Origin of the sequence: Paraburkholderia caffeinilytica (assembly GCF_003368325.1) — a bacterium.
Taxonomy (GTDB): domain Bacteria; phylum Pseudomonadota; class Gammaproteobacteria; order Burkholderiales; family Burkholderiaceae; genus Paraburkholderia; species Paraburkholderia caffeinilytica.
The window spans coordinates 3,153,926-3,170,903 of record NZ_CP031467.1; the positions used below are offsets into that span (position 1 = coordinate 3,153,926).

At 63.5% G+C, this 16,978-nt stretch carries 10 protein-coding genes; 6 read left to right on the forward strand and 4 right to left on the reverse strand.

What is annotated here, in order from left to right; genetic code table 11:
* The first annotated feature begins 290 nt into the window (after positions 1 to 290).
* The 3 genes from DSC91_RS30390 (at position 291) to DSC91_RS30405 (ending at position 5,545) form a co-directional block, all read left to right on the forward strand.
* Positions 291 to 1,943, forward strand: a complete 1,653-nt coding sequence (locus tag DSC91_RS30390; protein WP_115782247.1) for an acetolactate synthase large subunit — start codon at positions 291 to 293, stop codon at positions 1,941 to 1,943.
* Between the two features lie 183 nt (positions 1,944 to 2,126).
* The gene (locus DSC91_RS30395) at positions 2,127 to 3,563 is read left to right on the forward strand and encodes an aldehyde dehydrogenase family protein (RefSeq protein WP_115782248.1); all 1,437 of its coding nucleotides are present in this window, start codon (positions 2,127 to 2,129) and stop codon (positions 3,561 to 3,563) included.
* A 494-nt stretch (positions 3,564 to 4,057) separates the two neighbouring features.
* Entirely contained in the window at positions 4,058 to 5,545 is a 1,488-nt protein-coding gene (locus DSC91_RS30405) for a DEAD/DEAH box helicase (protein WP_115783561.1), read from the forward strand.
* Positions 5,546 to 5,676: 131 nt separating this feature from the next.
* Here DSC91_RS30405 and gluQRS read toward each other — a convergent pair whose 3' ends face one another.
* A complete protein-coding gene (gene gluQRS / locus DSC91_RS30410) occupies positions 5,677 to 6,561 on the reverse strand; it encodes a tRNA glutamyl-Q(34) synthetase GluQRS (RefSeq protein ID WP_115782249.1) in 885 nt (294 codons plus the stop codon).
* Positions 6,562 to 6,733: 172 nt separating this feature from the next.
* The gene (locus DSC91_RS30420) at positions 6,734 to 7,597 is read right to left on the reverse strand and encodes a sulfurtransferase (protein ID WP_115783562.1); all 864 of its coding nucleotides are present in this window, start codon (positions 7,595 to 7,597) and stop codon (positions 6,734 to 6,736) included.
* Positions 7,598 to 7,868: 271 nt separating this feature from the next.
* On the opposite strand from DSC91_RS30420, the gene dnaE reads away from it, so the two are divergent.
* Complete coding sequence (gene dnaE, locus DSC91_RS30425) at positions 7,869 to 11,447, forward strand: DNA polymerase III subunit alpha (RefSeq protein ID WP_115782251.1); 3,579 nt, start codon at positions 7,869 to 7,871, stop codon at positions 11,445 to 11,447.
* Between the two features lie 70 nt (positions 11,448 to 11,517).
* Here the strand turns inward: dnaE and DSC91_RS30430 are convergent, their stop codons facing one another.
* Entirely contained in the window at positions 11,518 to 12,270 is a 753-nt protein-coding gene (locus DSC91_RS30430) for a glycosyltransferase family 2 protein (RefSeq protein WP_115782252.1), read from the reverse strand.
* A gap of 288 nt (positions 12,271 to 12,558) precedes the next feature.
* Between DSC91_RS30430 and msbA the strand changes: the two genes are divergently transcribed.
* Together msbA and DSC91_RS30440 are read left to right on the forward strand one after the other, a co-directional pair.
* Positions 12,559 to 14,352 carry a lipid A export permease/ATP-binding protein MsbA gene (gene msbA, locus DSC91_RS30435; RefSeq protein ID WP_115782253.1) on the forward strand — a complete coding sequence of 598 codons (1,794 nt, stop codon included), beginning with the start codon at positions 12,559 to 12,561 and terminating at the stop codon, positions 14,350 to 14,352.
* Positions 14,353 to 14,820: 468 nt separating this feature from the next.
* Positions 14,821 to 15,864: a glycosyltransferase family 2 protein gene (locus DSC91_RS30440; protein ID WP_115782254.1), complete on the forward strand. Its 1,044-nt coding sequence runs from the start codon at positions 14,821 to 14,823 to the stop codon at positions 15,862 to 15,864.
* A 30-nt stretch (positions 15,865 to 15,894) separates the two neighbouring features.
* Here DSC91_RS30440 and DSC91_RS30445 read toward each other — a convergent pair whose 3' ends face one another.
* Positions 15,895 to 16,920, reverse strand: a complete 1,026-nt coding sequence (locus DSC91_RS30445; RefSeq protein WP_115782255.1) for a glycosyltransferase — start codon at positions 16,918 to 16,920, stop codon at positions 15,895 to 15,897.
* Positions 16,921 to 16,978: the final 58 nt, after the last annotated feature.

A 16,978-nucleotide genomic window follows, 5' to 3' on the forward strand; every position in this document is an offset into this window, starting at 1 on the left:
GCCTGCCTTTGCCTTTGCCTCTGCCTCTGCCTCTGCCTCTGCCTCTGCCTCGCGGCGCTGCCCGCCTGCGCACATCCTTTTCCTTCGAGTAGTAAGCTGTCCGGCATGGCATCGGCTGTGTCCGCTGCCATTGCTGCCGCCAATGTCGTCGCTATCACCGCTATCACTGCTGTCACCGCTAGCTCAGGCCGCGCAAGGAGCGCGCGGTTGTCGTCGTCTTCGATCGTCCGACACCGGACTTCAACGGGCGGGCTCATGGCCCGCATCCGTTTCATCAAGCGAGACCCTCCATGAAAGCATCGGACCTGTTCGTCAAATCGCTGGAAGCCGAAGGTGTCGAGTACGTGTTCGGCATTCCCGGTGAAGAAAATCTCGATCTGCTCGAATCGCTGCGCCGCTCGAAAATTCGCCTGATTCTCACGCGTCACGAGCAGGCGGCCGGTTTCATGGCCGCCACGTACGGACGCCTCACCGGACGCACCGGCGTGTGCCTGGCGACCCTCGGACCCGGCGCGACCAACTTCGTGACCGCCGCCGCCTACGCGCAATTGGGCGGCATGCCGATGTTGATGGTGACCGGGCAAAAGCCGATCAAGTCGAGCAAGCAGGGGCATTTTCAGATCGTCGACGTGGTGCGGATGATGGAGCCGCTCACCAAATACACGCGGCAGATCGTCTCGATCGCCAACATTCCGGCCGCGGTGCGCGAAGCGGTCCGTCAGGCCGAGGAAGAGCGGCCCGGCGCCACGCACCTCGAATTGCCTGAAGACGTCGCGCACGAAGAGGGCGACGGCCACCCGATTCCGAAAAGCTTCAGCCGCCGCCCCGTTGCCGAGGAAAAAGCCGTGGCGCGTGCGGTCGAGGCGATCACCAAAGCGAAGCATCCCTTGCTGATGATCGGCGCGGGCGGCAATCGCAAGACCACTACCAAGATGTTGCGCGAATTCGTCGACCAGATCGGCATTCCGTTCTTTACGACGCAGATGGGCAAGGGGGTGATCGACGAATCGCACCCGATGTGGCTAGGCAACGCCACCTTGTCCGACGGCGACTTCGTGCACCGTGCGATCGACCACGCGGATTGCATCATCAACGTGGGCCACGACGTGATCGAGAAGCCGCCGTTTTTCATGCGCAGCGGCGACGCCGGCGAGAAGACGGTGATTCACGTCAATTTTCTCGGCGCGGAAGTCGACACGGTGTATTTCCCGCAGATCGAAGTGGTCGGCGACATCGCCAACGCGGTGTGGCAACTCAAGGAAAGTCTCAAGGCGCGGCAGGAGCACTGGGATTTCACGCGTTTCAAGGAGATCAAGGAGCACTTCGAGGCGCATCTGGTCAAAGGCCAGCATGACGACCGTTTTCCGATGTACCCGGTGCGGATCGTCAACGACGTCTACGAGACCACGCCGGCGGACGGCATCGTGTGTCTGGACAACGGCATGTACAAGATCTGGTTCGCGCGCTATTACCGCGCGCACGAACCGAATTCGCTGCTGCTCGATAACGCGTTGGCGTCGATGGGCGCCGGGTTGCCGTCGGCGATCGCGACCAAGATCGTGCACCCGGACCGGAAGGTCATGGCGGTGTGCGGCGACGGCGGCTTCATGATGAATTCGCAGGAACTGGAAACGGCCGTGCGTCTCAAGCTCGATCTGGTGATCCTGATTTTGCGCGACGACGCGTTCGGCATGATCCGCTGGAAGCAGGAAAACATGAACTTCCCTGACTACGGCATGACGCTGCGCAACCCGGATTTCGTCGCGTATGCGGAGAGCTACGGCGCGAAGGGGCATCGCATTGAATCGGCCGCGGAATTCGCGCCGCTGCTGCGCGAATGTTTCGCGACGCCGGGTGTGCATGTGATCGACCTGCCGATCGACTACTCGGACAACGAGCGCGTGCTGAATCGCGAGATCAAGCGGCTCTCCGCGCAATTATGAGCGGCGGCTGACGCCAACGAGAGACAGCTGGGCAGGAAGCCGGCCGCATTTGCGCCGGCAGGACGTGGATGTCGCGCCCGCGCCGATAGCGAGCGGCGGCGAAATCGTGGAGGCGGCGTGCTGGGGCACAGCCCTTGCTGGCTGCAGGCTGCTGATGAGGCATCGAATCAAGGAGAACGCGTCATGTTGAACAAGACTTACCCGTACTACCTCGCCAACGTCGCGGTTGCTGCGAACACCGATCTCGAAGTCACGGATAAATTCAGCGGCGAAGTGGCGACCCGCGTGGCGATGGCGGACGCAGCGGCGATCGACAAAGCGATCGGCTATGCCGTCGATGCCATGCCGGCCTTGCGCGCGTTTCCGCCGTTCAAGCGCCAGGCCGTGCTCGAGCACTGCGTGAAGCGATTTCGCGAGCGTTACGACGAATTGGCGCTCGCGCTGTGCATCGAAGCCGGCAAGCCGATCAACGATTCGAAAGGCGAGGTCACGCGTCTGATCGACACCTTCAAGGTGGCGGCGGAAGAGTCGGTGCGCATCGACGGTGAGATCATCAATCTCGAGATTTCGCCGCGGGCGAAGGGCTATCACGGCTATGTGAAGCGTGTGCCGATCGGTCCGTGCTCGTTTATTTCGCCGTTCAATTTTCCGCTGAACCTGACCGCGCACAAGGTCGCGCCGGCGATCGCCGCGGGTGTGCCGTTCGTGTTGAAACCGGCGAGCCGCACGCCGGTCGGTGCGCTCATCATGGGCGAGATTCTGGCGGAAACCGACTTGCCGAAAGGCGCATTCTCGATTCTTCCCGCGCATCGCGACGGCGCCGACCTGTTCACCACCGACGAACGTTTCAAGCTGCTTTCCTTCACCGGCTCGCCCGCGGTGGGCTGGGACCTGAAGAAAAAGGCCGGCAAGAAGAAGGTGATTCTGGAGCTGGGCGGCAATGCGGCGGCGATCGTCGACGGCGATCAGGGCGGCAAGCTCGACTACGTGGTCGAGCGGCTGGCGTTCGGCGCGTTCTATCAGTCGGGGCAGAGTTGCATCGGCGTGCAGCGGATTCTGGTGCATGCAACGCTCTACGACGCGTTGCGCGAGAAGTTGATCGCCAGGACGAAGTCGCTCGTGATGGGCGATCCGAAGGACGAAAAGACCTTTGTCGGGCCGATGATCTCCGAATCGGAGTCGAGGCGTCTCGCCGGCTGGATGGACAGCGCGGTGCAGGCGGGCGCGAAGATCGTCGCGGGCGGCAAGGTCGAGGGCGCGATGTTCGAGGCCACGCTGCTCGAAGGCGTGAAGCGCGACACCGATCTGTATCGCAAGGAAGCCTTCGGCCCGGTGGCGATTCTGGAGCGTTTCGACGACTTCGACGCCGCGCTGGCCACCGTCAACGACAGCGACTTCGGCCTGCAAGCCGGTGTGTTCACCGATTCGCTCGCCCATGCGCACCGCGCGTGGGATGTGCTCGACGTGGGCGGCGTGGTGATCAACGACGTGCCGTCGTTCCGGGTCGACAACATGCCGTATGGCGGCGTGAAGGATTCCGGACTCGGCCGCGAGGGCATACGCTACGCGATCGAGGATATGACCGAGATGCGCTTGATGGTGATGCGCGAGACATGGTGATCGGGCGGGACGGCCGCATATGGCGATGACGGCCATGACGACGACGCGGGCGCCCGCCGGACCGCCTTCAGGTATTCGGGACTCCGTCGCGGTGCGTCGTCCGTGGGCCTGCGCCGGGCGTCCCGAAGCGGTGTTGCGGCGAACCCGACTGTCATGCATCTGTCGCACGCGCGCACTACGCTGCCTGCGAGGCGTTCCGGCCCTCGCAGGCAGTCTTCCGGAGGCGGCGTGGACGGTTTGGCGAGCGGTTCGCCGCCCCGCTTTCGCCGACGCAAGCAGAAAGCCGGCGGATGCGCCATGAGTGTTTTTGCTGAAGTGCTACAATACCGCCCTTTCCGGCGGGTGTTTCCGCCGGCCGGAGCCGGCCGCATTTTTCCCGTGATACTGACGGGTCCCGTGCGGAACGCCGTGGCTCCGCCTTCATCCTGATGCCCTCTGCGGTTCCGACCGCTGCCGCGCGCACCGCGCCAAGCGCATTTTTAGCGAAAGCCACCATGTCCGACACAGCCGTCACGCCCAGTACTGCGACTTTTGATCAATTCGGTCTCGCACCCGACATCCTGAAAGCCGTCAAAGAATCGGGCTACACCACCCCTACGCCGATCCAGGCGCAGGCGATTCCGGTCGTGCTGGCCGGCCGCGACATGATGGGCGCCGCGCAAACGGGCACCGGCAAGACCGCGAGCTTCTCGCTGCCGATCATCCAGCGCCTGCTGCCGCAAGCCAGCACGAGCGCATCGCCCGCCCGCCATCCGGTGCGCGCGCTGATCCTTACGCCGACTCGCGAACTGGCCGACCAGGTGGCGGCGAACGTGCAGTCGTATGCGAAGCACACGGCGCTGCGCAGCGCCGTGGTGTTCGGCGGTGTCGACATGAATCCGCAGTCCGAGCAGCTGCGCCGCGGCGTCGAAATTCTGATCGCCACGCCGGGCCGTCTGCTCGATCACGTGCAGCAGAAGACCGCCAATCTCGGCCAGGTGCAGATCCTCGTGCTCGACGAAGCCGACCGGATGCTCGACATGGGCTTCCTGCCGGATTTGCAGCGCATCCTGAACCTGCTGCCGAAGGAGCGTCAGACGCTGCTGTTTTCGGCCACGTTCTCGGGCGAAATCAAGAAGCTGGCCGCCACGTACCTGCGCAACCCGCAGACGATCGAAGTTGCGCGCAGCAATTCGACGGCGACCAACGTGACGCAGATCGTTTATGAAGTTGCCGAGGGCGACAAGACGGGTGCGGTCGTCAAACTGATTCGCGATCGCAGCCTCAAGCAGGTGATCGTGTTCTGCAACAGCAAGATTGGTGCGAGCCGTCTCGCGCGGAGTCTCGAGCGCGACGGCGTGGTCGCCACGGCGATTCACGGCGACCGGACGCAGAATGAACGGATGCAGGCGCTGGATGCATTCAAGCGAGGCGAAATCGAGGCGTTGGTGGCGACCGACGTTGCTGCGCGCGGTCTGGATATTGCCGAGCTGCCCGCCGTGATCAACTTCGATCTGCCGTTCAATGCGGAAGATTATGTGCACCGGATTGGCCGCACCGGGCGTGCCGGCGCGTCGGGCGACGCGTTGTCGCTGTGCAGCCCGAACGAGCGCAAGCAGCTTGCCGAGATCGAGAAGCTGATCAAGCGGCCTCTGGATGTGCAACACCTGACTGTGGATACGCCGGTGCGGCACCATCATGAAGATCGTCCGCCGCGGCGTGAGCGCGTGGATGGCCGTGCAGAGGGCCGTGACGAGCGGGGCGGTCGCCGGCGTTCGGGGGCTTCTTCGTCGGGTTCGTTCGATCGGCCGCATCATCATCGCGCGCAGCCTGTGGATGATTTTTTCCTTAAGCCTTACGAGCCCTCGGCGGCTTCTGTGAGGAAGGTTGAGGAGGCGGCGGCCTCGTCGGCCACTGCGCCGCAGAAGCCGGCTTCCAAGCAGCCGTTGGCTGCGCTGCTGGGTGGGTTCGGGATGCCCAGGAAGTCGCCGTCGTCTACCTGATTCCTGGCTTTTTGCCTTGGCCTTGCTGTTTTTTGTGCTCTTTTCCTAAGCGCTTTTTTTCTGGACGCTTATTTTCTGCACTGTTTGCTGGCGCTGCCTTCGTTCGAGGCGGCCGCTACGCCTCGCTGTCATCACACTCGCACGCCCGTGCGCTGCGCCCATGCTGCCGTCGCAGCAGCATAAAAGCTCTCCAGCGTAGTAGGCGCAGTCCTGCCTAATCCAAGACCCAGATGACGAGCAGCCGCGCTTAGCGCTTCAATCGGTTTGTCATGGTCGAGCGCGGTTGCGCCGTTCTGCTTGCTGAGTTTTTCGCCTTGTTCGTTCATGACCACCGGCACGTGCAGATAGTCCGGCGTCGGCACGCCCAGGCAACGCTGCAGGTAGATCTGCCGCGCCGTTGAGTCCATCAAGTCCGCGCCGCGCACGATGTGCGTGATCCCCGCGTCCGCATCGTCGACCACCACCGCCAGTTGATACGCCCACTGATCGTCGGCGCGCCTCAGGACGAAGTCACCGACCTCGGTGGCCAGGTTCTGCGTCTGCGTGCCCTGCCAGCGGTCTTCGAAAGTGATCACCGCAGCGTCGCCGTCGGGTACGCGCAGGCGCCATGCACGCGCCGGTTTGCCGTGCAGGCCGTTGCGGCAGGTGCCGGGGTAGGCGAGCGTGGTGTTGCGCGCGTGCGCATTCAACAACGAATCCGCGATCTCCTTGCGCGTACAGCCGCATGGATAGACCAGGCCGGCCGCCTTCAGTTGCTCCAGTGCTTCCTGATAGCGCGCCATGCGATGGCTTTGCCAGACGGGCGGCTCGTCGGCATGCATGCCGAAACACGTGAGGGTCGACAGAATCTCCTCGGCCGCGCCAGGCACGGTGCGAGGTCCGTCGATGTCTTCGATGCGCACCAGCCAAGCGCCGCCGTGCGTTCGCGCGTCGAGCCAGCTTGCGAGCGCGCTCACCAGCGAGCCGAAATGCAAGGGCCCCGTAGGCGACGGCGCGAAGCGTCCACGATAGGTCATGAGTCGGATGGCGCAGCGCAATGGGCCGTGCGCTTCGCATGTGCGACGGCCGGAGCGTCCAACGCGCCGGGCACGACCAACGCGCCGGGCACGACCAACGCGCCGGGCACGACCAGCGCACCGGGCACGGCCAGTGTGTCTCGCCGCGGTCGCGCGAAGGCGCTTGCGTGTGTCACGCGGCGCGCGCCGCCTTGCTGTCCGGATGACATTCCGGACACGTCTTGCCCGCCACGTACATCGGCGATTGTTGCGCCTCGGGCGTTACCACCGCGCGGCAGCCGAAGCATTGCGCGGTCGCGGTCGGCTCCAGTTGCGGATTGAGCGCGGTGCGGTAGTCGAACACGAAGCAGTCGCCGTGGTAGTGCGCGCCGCCCACTTCCTCGAAGTACTTCAGGATGCCGCCTTCGAGCTGATACACGTTCTCGATGCCGACTTCCTTCATGTGGATCGCAGCTTTCTCGCAGCGAATCCCGCCCGTGCAGAACGACACGACTGTCTTGCCTTCGAGGTCGGCGCGGTTTTGTTCGATGACTTCAGGAAATTCGCTGAATTTCGTAATGCGGTAATCGAGCGCGTCGTCGAACGTGCCGACGTCTACTTCGAACGCGTTGCGTGTGTCCAGCATCACAACGGGGCGGCCTTCGTCGTCATGGCCGCGGTCGAGCCAGTTTTTCAGCGTGGGAGCGTCGACGAACGGCGCGCGGCCAAGCTCCGGCCGGATGGCCGGCTTTTTCATCGTGATGATTTCGCGCTTGAGCTTGACCAGCATGCGGGTGAACGGCTGCTTGTCCGACAGGCTTTCCTTGAACTGCAGATTGACGAACTTGCCTTCGAACAGCGCGTCGTGACGGATGTAGTCGATGAAGGCGTTCGTGGCTTCGCGCGTACCCGCGACGAACAGGTTGATGCCTTCCGGCGCCAGCAGGACAGTGCCGCGCAAGCCGAGCGCATTGCAGCGCTCGGTAACGAACGGGCGCCATGCGGCGGTGTCTTCGATGGTCGCGAAATGATACGCGGCGAGATTGACGATACTCATGTGCATCCAGCGGTAAGAAGCGGCGGCGCGGAAAACGGGGCGCATTGAAACGCCTGCGTTCAAACTCCGTGCGGCGCGGCCACGTCGAAAAGGGCGAAACCCGTATTATCCCTCAAGCTGGCGCTTTGGCCGACCCGGCCGAATGGCCAACCCTTTGCGGCAGCGCAAATCGCCTGCACAACACGGGTGCGCGGTGCGCTCGCGTTGCCGTCCTAAGCCGAACGGCTAACGCGCGGTTTTGGCCTGAAAACTCCGGAAGGGTGGAGTTACAATGTCGCCCATGTCAGATCCCCGCTTCGTTCATCTTCGCGTCCACTCCGAATTCTCGATTGCCGACGGCATCGTGCGTCTTGACGACGTCGTCAAGGCCGCCGCCAAAGACGGTCAGGGTGCGCTCGCCCTCACCGACCTCGGCAACGCGTTCGGCCTCGTCCGTTTTTACAAGGAGGCTCGCGGCAAAGGGGTCAAACCCATTGCCGGCTGCGACGTCTGGATCACCAATCCGGACGACCGCGAGAAGTCTTCCCGTTTGCTGCTGCTGGTCAAGAACCGGCGCGGCTATCTGAATCTGTGCGAGCTGCTCAGCAAGGCGTCGCTCACTAACCAGTATCGCGGCCGTGCGGAAGTCGAAGCCGGCTGGCTCGAATCCGGTCTGGGTGAAGGCCTGCTCGCGTTGTCGGGTGCGCAACAGGGCGACATTGGCCTCGCGCTTGCCGCCGGTAACGAAGAAGCGGCCAAACGCAATGCATTGCATTGGGCAAAGGTGTTTCCCGGCGGCTTCTATATCGAGCTGCAACGGTGCGGTCAGCCGGGCGGCGAGCAGTACGTGCAGCAGGCGGTTGCGCTCGCGGCGTCGCTGAAATTACCGGTGGTGGCCACCCACCCCATGCAGTTCATGACGCCCGACGATTTCACCGCGCACGAGGCGCGCGTGTGTATTTCCGAAGGCGACATCCTGGCGAATCCGCGTCGCTCGAAGCGCTTTACGTCCGAGCAGTATTTCCGCACCCAGGAAGAAATGGCGGGGCTGTTCGCGGACCTTCCGGCGGCGCTCGCCAACAGTGTCGAAATCGCCAAGCGCTGTAATCTGACGCTCGAACTCGGCAAGCCGAAGCTGCCGCTCTTCCCGACGCCCGACGGCATGTCCCTCGACGACTACCTCGTGCAATTGTCGAAAGAGGGTCTCGAAAAGCGTCTCGAACAACTGTACCCGGATGCGGCCGAGCGCGAGGCGCAGCGCGAAACGTATTACCAGCGCCTCGAATTCGAGTGCGGCACGATCATCAAGATGGGCTTTCCGGGCTACTTCCTGATCGTTGCGGACTTCATTAACTGGGCCAAGAACAATGGCGTGCCGGTCGGTCCCGGCCGGGGTTCGGGTGCAGGTTCGCTGGTCGCGTATGCACTCGGCGTGACCGACCTTGATCCGCTGCGCTACAACCTGCTGTTCGAACGGTTCCTGAATCCGGAACGGGTCTCGATGCCCGACTTCGACATCGACTTCTGCCAGCACGGCCGCGACCGTGTGATTCAGTACGTGAAGGAGAAGTACGGCGCGGACGCCGTGTCGCAGATCGCCACCTTCGGCACGATGGCGGCGAAGGCCGCGGTGCGCGATATCGGCCGCGTGCTCGATCTCGGCTATATGTTCACGGACGGCATCGCCAAGCTGATTCCGTTCAAGCCGGGCAAGCACGTCACCATCGCCGACGCGATGAAGGAAGAGCCGCTGCTGCAGGAGCGCTTCGATAACGAAGACGAAGTGCATCAGATGCTCGAACTCGCGCAGCGCGTGGAAGGCCTGACGCGTAACGTCGGTATGCACGCCGGTGGCGTGCTGATCGCGCCCGGCAAGCTGACCGACTTCTGCCCGCTCTATACGCAGGGCGACGAAAGCGGTGTGGTGAGCCAGTACGACAAGGACGACGTCGAAGCCGTCGGCCTCGTGAAGTTCGACTTTTTGGGCCTCACCACGCTGACGATTCTCGATTGGGCCGAGCGCTACATCCGCCGTCTCGATCCGTCGAAAAAAGATTGGTCGCTCGCGCAGGTGCCGCTCGACGACGTGGCGTCGTTTTCGATCCTGAAGAAAGCGAATACGGTCGCCGTGTTCCAGCTGGAAAGCCGCGGCATGCAAGGCATGCTGAAAGACGCACAGCCTGACCGCTTCGAGGACATCATCGCGCTGGTGGCGTTGTACCGTCCGGGCCCAATGGATCTGATCCCGAGCTTCTGTGCGCGTAAGCACGGCCGCGAAGTGGTGGAGTATCCGGATCCGCGCGTCGAACCTGTTCTGAAAGAGACCTACGGCATCATGGTCTATCAGGAGCAGGTGATGCAGATGGCGCAGATCATCGGCGGCTACTCGCTGGGCGGCGCTGACTTGCTGCGTCGTGCGATGGGTAAGAAGAAGGCCGAGGAAATGGCCGAGCACCGCGAGCTGTTTCGCCAGGGCGCCTCGAAAAATGGGCTGACCGGCGAGAAAGCCGACGAAATCTTCGATTTGATGGAGAAGTTCGCGGGCTACGGCTTCAACAAATCGCACGCGGCGGCGTACGCGCTGCTTGCGTATTACACCGCATGGCTGAAGGCGCACCATCCGGCCGAATTCATGGCGGCGAATATGTCGCTCGCCATGGACGATACGGACAAGGTCAAGATCCTGTTCGAGGATTGCCTCACGAACAAGATGGCCGTGTTGCCGCCGGACGTCAATCTGTCGGCGTACCGTTTCGAGCCGGTCGCGGAACCGGACGGCAAGCGGTCGAAAACGATCCGCTATGGTCTCGGCGCAATCAAGGGCAGCGGCCAGAACGCGATCGAGGAAATCCTGCGCGCACGCGAAGAAGGTCTGTTCATCGACATCTTCGACTTCTGCAACCGGGTCGACCGGCGGATCGTCAATCGCCGGACGGTGGAGGCCTTGATCCGCGCCGGCGCGTTCGACACGCTGCATGCGAATCGCGCGCAGTTGATCGCCTCTGTCTCGCTGGCCATGGAAGCCGCCGAGCAGGCGAGCGCCAATGCGATGCAGGCGGGCCTGTTCGACATGGGCGACGCGCCCTCCCAAGGTCACGAGCTGGTCGACGAGCCGGAATGGCCGGAAAAGAAGAAGCTGCAGGAAGAGAAGGCCGCGCTCGGTTTCTACCTGTCGGGCCATCTGTTCGATGCCTACAAGGATGAAGTGCGCCGTTTCGTGCGCCAGAAGATCGGCGAACTGAAGGAAGGGCGCGACAAGCTGGTCGCCGGTGTGATCGCGTCGCTGCGTACGCAGATGACTCAGCGCGGCAAGATGTTGATCGCGCTGCTCGACGACGGCACCGGCCAATGCGAAGTGACCGTCTTCAACGAGACCTTCGAAGCGCACAAACAGCTTTTCAAGGAAGACGAGTTGCTGGTGGTGCAGGGCCAGGCGCGTAACGACGCATTCACCGGCGGCATCCGCTTCACGGTCGATACGGTCATGGACCTCGGCCGCGCGCGCTGTCGCTATGCAGAAGCCGTGAAGGTGCAGATGAACGGCAATGCGGATGCGTCGGCGTTGCGGCGCGTACTCGAGGCGCATAGCGCGGGGAAGGACGAGCCGCAAGCTGCGCCGGCGCCGGCGGCGTCATCGCGTGGCGGCAATGGAGGCGGTGGTGGTGGCCGCAACGGCGGCGGTTATGGCGGTGGTGGCCAGCGTCAGGCCGTGCAGATTCCGAATGGCCTCGCGGTGCAGGTGGTCTATCGCAGCGAAAATGCGCAAGGCGAAATGCGTCTGGGCGACGCGTGGCGCGTGAAGCCGACTGACGAACTACTCGCGGCATTGCGCGGCGAGTTTGCCGGAAGCGCGATCGAAATCGTTTATTGATAACCCGTTTGCCCACGCGGATTACATCGACCGCGCGGGCAAGGCGGATGCTATTCGCGTGGCCTTGATGCTACGGTTGGCTTTGCCGCGCCAGCTTCAGAAACCGGTAGTACACCGTTTCCGCGTTGAACACCGCGATCATGAAACCCGCGCGGCCGTCGAGAAATCCACGCCGCAGCACGTAGGTCCGCACGAACGCCCACGCGCCGCGCCCGAGCGCCTTGCCGAAACTGCCGCGCTTGCCCGCTGCGTGACGTTGCTGCGCGCCCGCTGTCGAATACGCGTCGAGCTTGCGCAATACGCCCTCGAAGTCTTCGTAGGAGTAGTGCATCAGCTTGCCGGTCAGGCGCTGCGACGGCACGTCGAACACCAGCCGCTCATGCACGAGGTCGTCGGAGAAACGCGCGGCGCCACGTTTGAACAGGCGCGGAATCCAGTCTGGATACCAGCCGCTGTGATGAATCCAGTGGCCGCAAAAGCTCGACAGCCGGTCCACCGCATACACGTCGGCGGTGGGCGCGGCCAGCGCCGCGCGGATGGCCGCCGCCAGTTCCGGCGAGACGATCTCGTCGGCGTCGAGCGAGAGAATCCAGCTGGTAGTGAGCGCGTCCACGGCACGGTTCTTTTGCGGGCCGAAGCCCGGCCAGCCGGTTTGCTCGATCACGCGCGCGCCGTGTGCCCGGGCGATGTCGGCGGTACCGTCGGTGCTGCCGCCGTCGATCACGACGATCTGATCGGCGAAGGCCACGGCCCGCAGGCATTCGGCCAGTCGCGCCGCCGCGTTTTTGGTGATGATGGCGACGCCGAGGGTGGTTTCTTGCATACCTGAGTTGCGTGGAGGGCGCGGGGTGACGGGATAGGTCGCGCAAGTATACACAGCGCGCGGTGGCCATGGCCGGACGCGCCGGACGGCCACGATCGGGCTGTAAATCTGGCCTGTGAATCCCGACTGTGAATCCCGACTGTGAAGCCGGCCGAGTCCGGCCGAATCTGACCACTCCATCACTACGGCCGCGCAATCCGCAACCGTTTACAATGCCGTATTTAATTTCACGTGCAGCGGGCATTCCGCCCGCCGCGCGGATGCAGTCCCGCATTTCCAGAGGATTCCTTGAGCGCGAAGCCAACGTTAAGCAAACCCATCGGTTCAGGTGAGGCATCGTCGCCTGCCGTCGTCTTTCGACGTTTGTGGCCGTATATCAAGCCGCTGATGTGGGTGGTGATCGGCGCGGTCGTCGCCATGGCCGTGAGCGCCGGCACCGACGCGGCAATCCCCGCATTGCTCAAACCGCTGCTGGACAAGGGTTTCGGCGCGCATGCCAGCGACAACGCCAAGTGGTTCGTACCGGTCGCGGTGATCGGCCTCGCGCTGATTCGCGGCGTCTCGCAATACGCGTCCGGTTATCTGCTCGCCTACGTGTCGAACAAAATCCTGCTCGATCTGCGCCTGAAGATGTTCGAGCGCATGATCCACACGAGCGTGGCGTTCTTCCAGCGCGAAACCGCGAGCACGGTGATCAACGCGATCGTCTTCGAGGTGAACCAGATTCTCAACGTGTTGTTGAGCGTGATGGTCACGCTGGTGCGCGATTCGCTGACTGTCGTTTTCCTGCTCGGCTATCTGTTCTATCTGAACTGGCGCCTGACGCTGATCGTCGCCGTGTTGCTGCCGGGGATCGGTTGGCTGGTGGGCAAGATCAACCGCCGTTTGCGGCGCCTGAACCGCGAACATCAACTGCTGACCAACGAACTGTCGTACATCGTCGAAGAGACGGTGGGCGGCTACAAGGTCGTCAAGGTGCACAACGGCGAGCAGTACGAGACGGACCGCTTCACGGCAATGAGCAAGCGCCTGCGCGGCTACGCCATGCGCATGACTGTCTCCGGCGGCCTCGCGCAACCGTTGACGCAGTTCCTCGCGTCGATCGCGCTTGCCGTGGTGATCACGATCGCGGTGGTGCAGTCCTCGTCGGATCAGACCACCGTCGGCGGCTTTGTGGCGTTCGTCACGTCGATGCTGCTGATCATCTCGCCGCTGAAGCACCTGATGGACGTGAACCAGCCGCTGCAACGCGGCATGACGGCATGCGAACTGATTTTCGGCCTGATCGACGAGCCGTCCGAACCGAAGGGCGGCGGTAAGCCGCTCGATCGCGCCCGCGGCGAAGTGGAATTCCGCGACGTATCGTTCAGCTACGGCAGCAACGCCACGCATAGCCGCCACACGCTCGATCACGTGTCGTTCAAGGTGGCGCCGGGCGAAATGGTGGCGCTCGCGGGCCCGTCGGGCAGCGGCAAGACCACGCTGGTGAATTTGCTGCCGCGCTTTTTCGATCCGACCGGCGGCGAGATTCTGGTCGACGGCGTCGCGCTGCCGGAATACGGCCTGCACGCGCTGCGCAGCCAGATCGCGATGGTCAGCCAGGACGTGGTGCTGTTCAACGACACGGTGGCCAACAACGTCGCTTATGGGCAAACCGCCGATCCGGACAAGGTCAAGGCGGCGCTGCGCGCGGCGAACCTGTGGGACACCGTCGAGGCGATGCCCAATGGCATCGATACCCTGGTCGGCGACAACGGCATGATGCTCTCGGGCGGTCAACGCCAGCGTCTGGCGATCGCGCGTGCAATCTACAAGGACGCGCCGATCCTGATTCTCGACGAAGCCACCTCGGCGCTGGATTCCGAATCCGAACGCCACGTGCAGGCGGCGCTGGAAACCTTGATGAAGGGCCGGACGACGCTCGTGATCGCGCACCGTCTGTCGACTATCGAACGCGCCGACCGGATTCTGGTGATGGAAGCCGGGCGTATTGTCGAGCGCGGCAGCCATCGCGAGTTGCTGACGCAAGGCGGGCTGTATGCGCACCTGCATCGCATTCAGTTCCAGCAGGACGCCGCCTGATCAGGCCTGGTTGGTCCGGATTGGTCCTGACTGGTCCTGTGGTCCTGTGGTCCTGTGATCCTGGTCGGGCCTGACCTTCCTTGGTCGGCCGAGTCGATCTGATTCGGCTTGGCCCGGTTCGATTCAAGCTGATTTGCCCGAATTCAGTTTGATCCAGCCTCGACTCGGATCCGTCGGACCGGCTTCGACCCAATTTTCCCGAATCCGGCCGGATCTGGCCAATCCCCCGCACGACGACACAGCCGGCCAGGCAGCGCTCCCAAGAGACGCCTGCCGCCCGCCGCCGGCAAACACCCCCTATCTCCCGCGCGCTTCGCAGCCGCTTCCCTTACAAATACTTGTCCATCGGCCTGTTTAGTCCAGTTTTTCGGATAGTGTTGTGTTTTAGTCTCAGTTTATTGCGCTTTTTATACACTAAACGCATGCTGCGGCCTGCGACAGAATTCCGCAGAGGAGAACCCACTAGCGATGCATCACGACGACCCCGCCGGCAAGCCGCTCGTTTCGATTGCGCTTGCAACCTATAACGGCCGCACCTATCTGCCCGAGCTTCTGGCTTCTCTGGAAGCGCAAAGCTGGCCGAATCTCGAGGTGGTGGTTTCCGACGACGCATCCACCGACGGCACACCGGAATTGCTGGCCGCTTATTCCGGCCGCGTATCAGTCCGCCTGGTGGGCAGCGGCGAACGAGTGGGCATCGTGCGCAATTTCGAGCGCGCGCTGACGGGCTGTCGCGGCGAGTATGTCGCGCTGGCGGATCAGGACGACGTATGGGCACCCGAGAAGCTCACCGACCTGATGCGCGATCTGCAAGCCGTGGAAAACGTCCGGGGCCTTGCCACGCCGGCCCTGGCGTTCTGCGACATCGAGTTGGTGGATGCGAAGCTGTGCCGTCTGTCGGCGTCCCTCTTCGACATCACGGCGAAGTCGTGCCGTGCCGAGCGTCTGCGGGATTTTCTGTTGAGCAACCATATTCCCGGCTGCGCGATGCTGGTCAACCGCGCCGCGCTCGACCGCGCGCTGCCGTTTCCTGCCGGCATCGTGATGCACGACTGGTGGCTGGCGATGGTGGTGGCGTCGTTTGGCGAGATCCGTCACGTGAGGGCGCCGCATCTGAAATACCGCCAGCACGAGAGCAACGCGGTCGGTGCGAGTGCGACCAATCTGCGGCCGGCGACCGGCGCGCGCGACGAATGCAGGTTCGAGGCGGCCGAACGGCGGGGCGCCAGCAAGCGGCGCCAGATCGACGGCATCGCGGATCAGATTCAACTGTTCGGGCGGCGTTTCGGGGCTGAGCTGCCGCGCGACGCGCGCGACGATATGAACGCGTTTTCGCGCGGCATCGAAAACTGGCGCGGCGCGCTCGAATTCGTGATGTTCAGCCACACCGGCGAGACCTTCCTGCGGGCAATGAAGATGATGCGGCGTTTGCGCAAGAGTCTGCTGAGCTTCGGCGTCGAGGCGCAGCAGCCGTTCGGCCGTCGGCTGCGCGGGCGGCGCAGCGCGTCGTAGCGCGTCCAGGGCGGCGGACGGGCAGCCGTTTCAGCTGCCTTTTTTCCGCGCGATTCGCTTGAGCCAGATTCCCGGCGCGTAGATTGCCGGACACGTCGCGTACAGAAACATGCGAATGCGCAGCCCGAGCTTTACGTTGAGACTGCGCGTAAGCAGCCCGATACGTTCCCCGAGGCCGCCGGCTTCGAACATCGCGTGAATGAATTGTTCGCGTGCGAGCTTGGGCGCCATCGCCGCACGCATGCGTTCGCCCACCCCGCCGATTTCCGCGTCACGCTGCAACTGCGCGAGTTCCGCCAGCCCATAGCGATTGCTTTGGCGCATGCGCGCAATCAACTCATCCACCGATCCATAGCGCCGTTTGCGCGACAGTCCGCCGCGCCGGTAGCGCACCAATGGTTCGCGCAGACTTGCGGCGCCGCCTGACAGGATTGCGCGCAGCACCATGATCTGATCTTCCGCGGCGGCGCCCGGCAGCATGGGCCCGAAGCGCTCGAACAGCCGTCGCGACCAGGTGTGCGCGGCGCCGATGAGCCAGGGACGGCCGGCGAGCCAGTCGTCGAAACTGCGATAAGTGTCGAGTTCGGTCGGCGTCATCCGTTCGTGGATGTTGCCGGCTTCGTCCATGTCTGCGAGGTCGGTGGCGATCAGGTCGGGGCGGCGATCGTGCGCGAGCCAGAAGTCGACCACCCGCTCGCAGCGGTTCGGCGCGGACATGTCGTCGCCCGCGGCAACGAACAGCAGCTCTCCCTCAGCCAGTTGCGCGATTTGCGACAGATGCGCGCTGATGCCCTGATTGACCGCATTACGGCGTGCGATCACCTTGTGCGGTCCGCGGTAGCCTGCGATCGCGGCTTCGATCGTGGCGAAGGTGGCGTCGCTGGAGGCGTCGTCCGAGATGATGATTTCGAGCGGCGCATAGGTTTGGGCCAGAGCGCTGCGCACGGCGTCGGCGATCTGCTTTTCCTGGTTGTAGGCGATCAGCAGGATCGACACCAGCGGGCGCTGGGTGTCCGACGCGGCGGAGGCAAGAATTGTCGACTGGCTATCGGTCATGGAATAGGGTGGGATCCGGTTCGGCTAGATTCTAATCGGTGAGGGCAGGGCCGCGTCA

What these genes read in the sequence shown, in the direction of transcription:
- DSC91_RS30390 (WP_115782247.1), top strand. Translation starts at nt 291, where the DNA reads ATGAAAGCATCGGACCTGTTCGTCAAATCGCTGGAAGCCGAAGGTGTC.
- DSC91_RS30395 (WP_115782248.1), top strand. Translation starts at nt 2,127, where the DNA reads ATGTTGAACAAGACTTACCCGTACTACCTCGCCAACGTCGCGGTTGCT.
- DSC91_RS30405 (WP_115783561.1), top strand. Translation starts at nt 4,058, where the DNA reads ATGTCCGACACAGCCGTCACGCCCAGTACTGCGACTTTTGATCAATTC.
- gluQRS (WP_115782249.1), bottom strand. Translation starts at nt 6,561, where the DNA reads ATGACCTATCGTGGACGCTTCGCGCCGTCGCCTACGGGGCCCTTGCAT.
- DSC91_RS30420 (WP_115783562.1), bottom strand. Translation starts at nt 7,597, where the DNA reads ATGAGTATCGTCAATCTCGCCGCGTATCATTTCGCGACCATCGAAGAC.
- dnaE (WP_115782251.1), top strand. Translation starts at nt 7,869, where the DNA reads ATGTCGCCCATGTCAGATCCCCGCTTCGTTCATCTTCGCGTCCACTCC.
- DSC91_RS30430 (WP_115782252.1), bottom strand. Translation starts at nt 12,270, where the DNA reads ATGCAAGAAACCACCCTCGGCGTCGCCATCATCACCAAAAACGCGGCG.
- DSC91_RS30440 (WP_115782254.1), top strand. Translation starts at nt 14,821, where the DNA reads ATGCATCACGACGACCCCGCCGGCAAGCCGCTCGTTTCGATTGCGCTT.
- DSC91_RS30445 (WP_115782255.1), bottom strand. Translation starts at nt 16,920, where the DNA reads ATGACCGATAGCCAGTCGACAATTCTTGCCTCCGCCGCGTCGGACACC.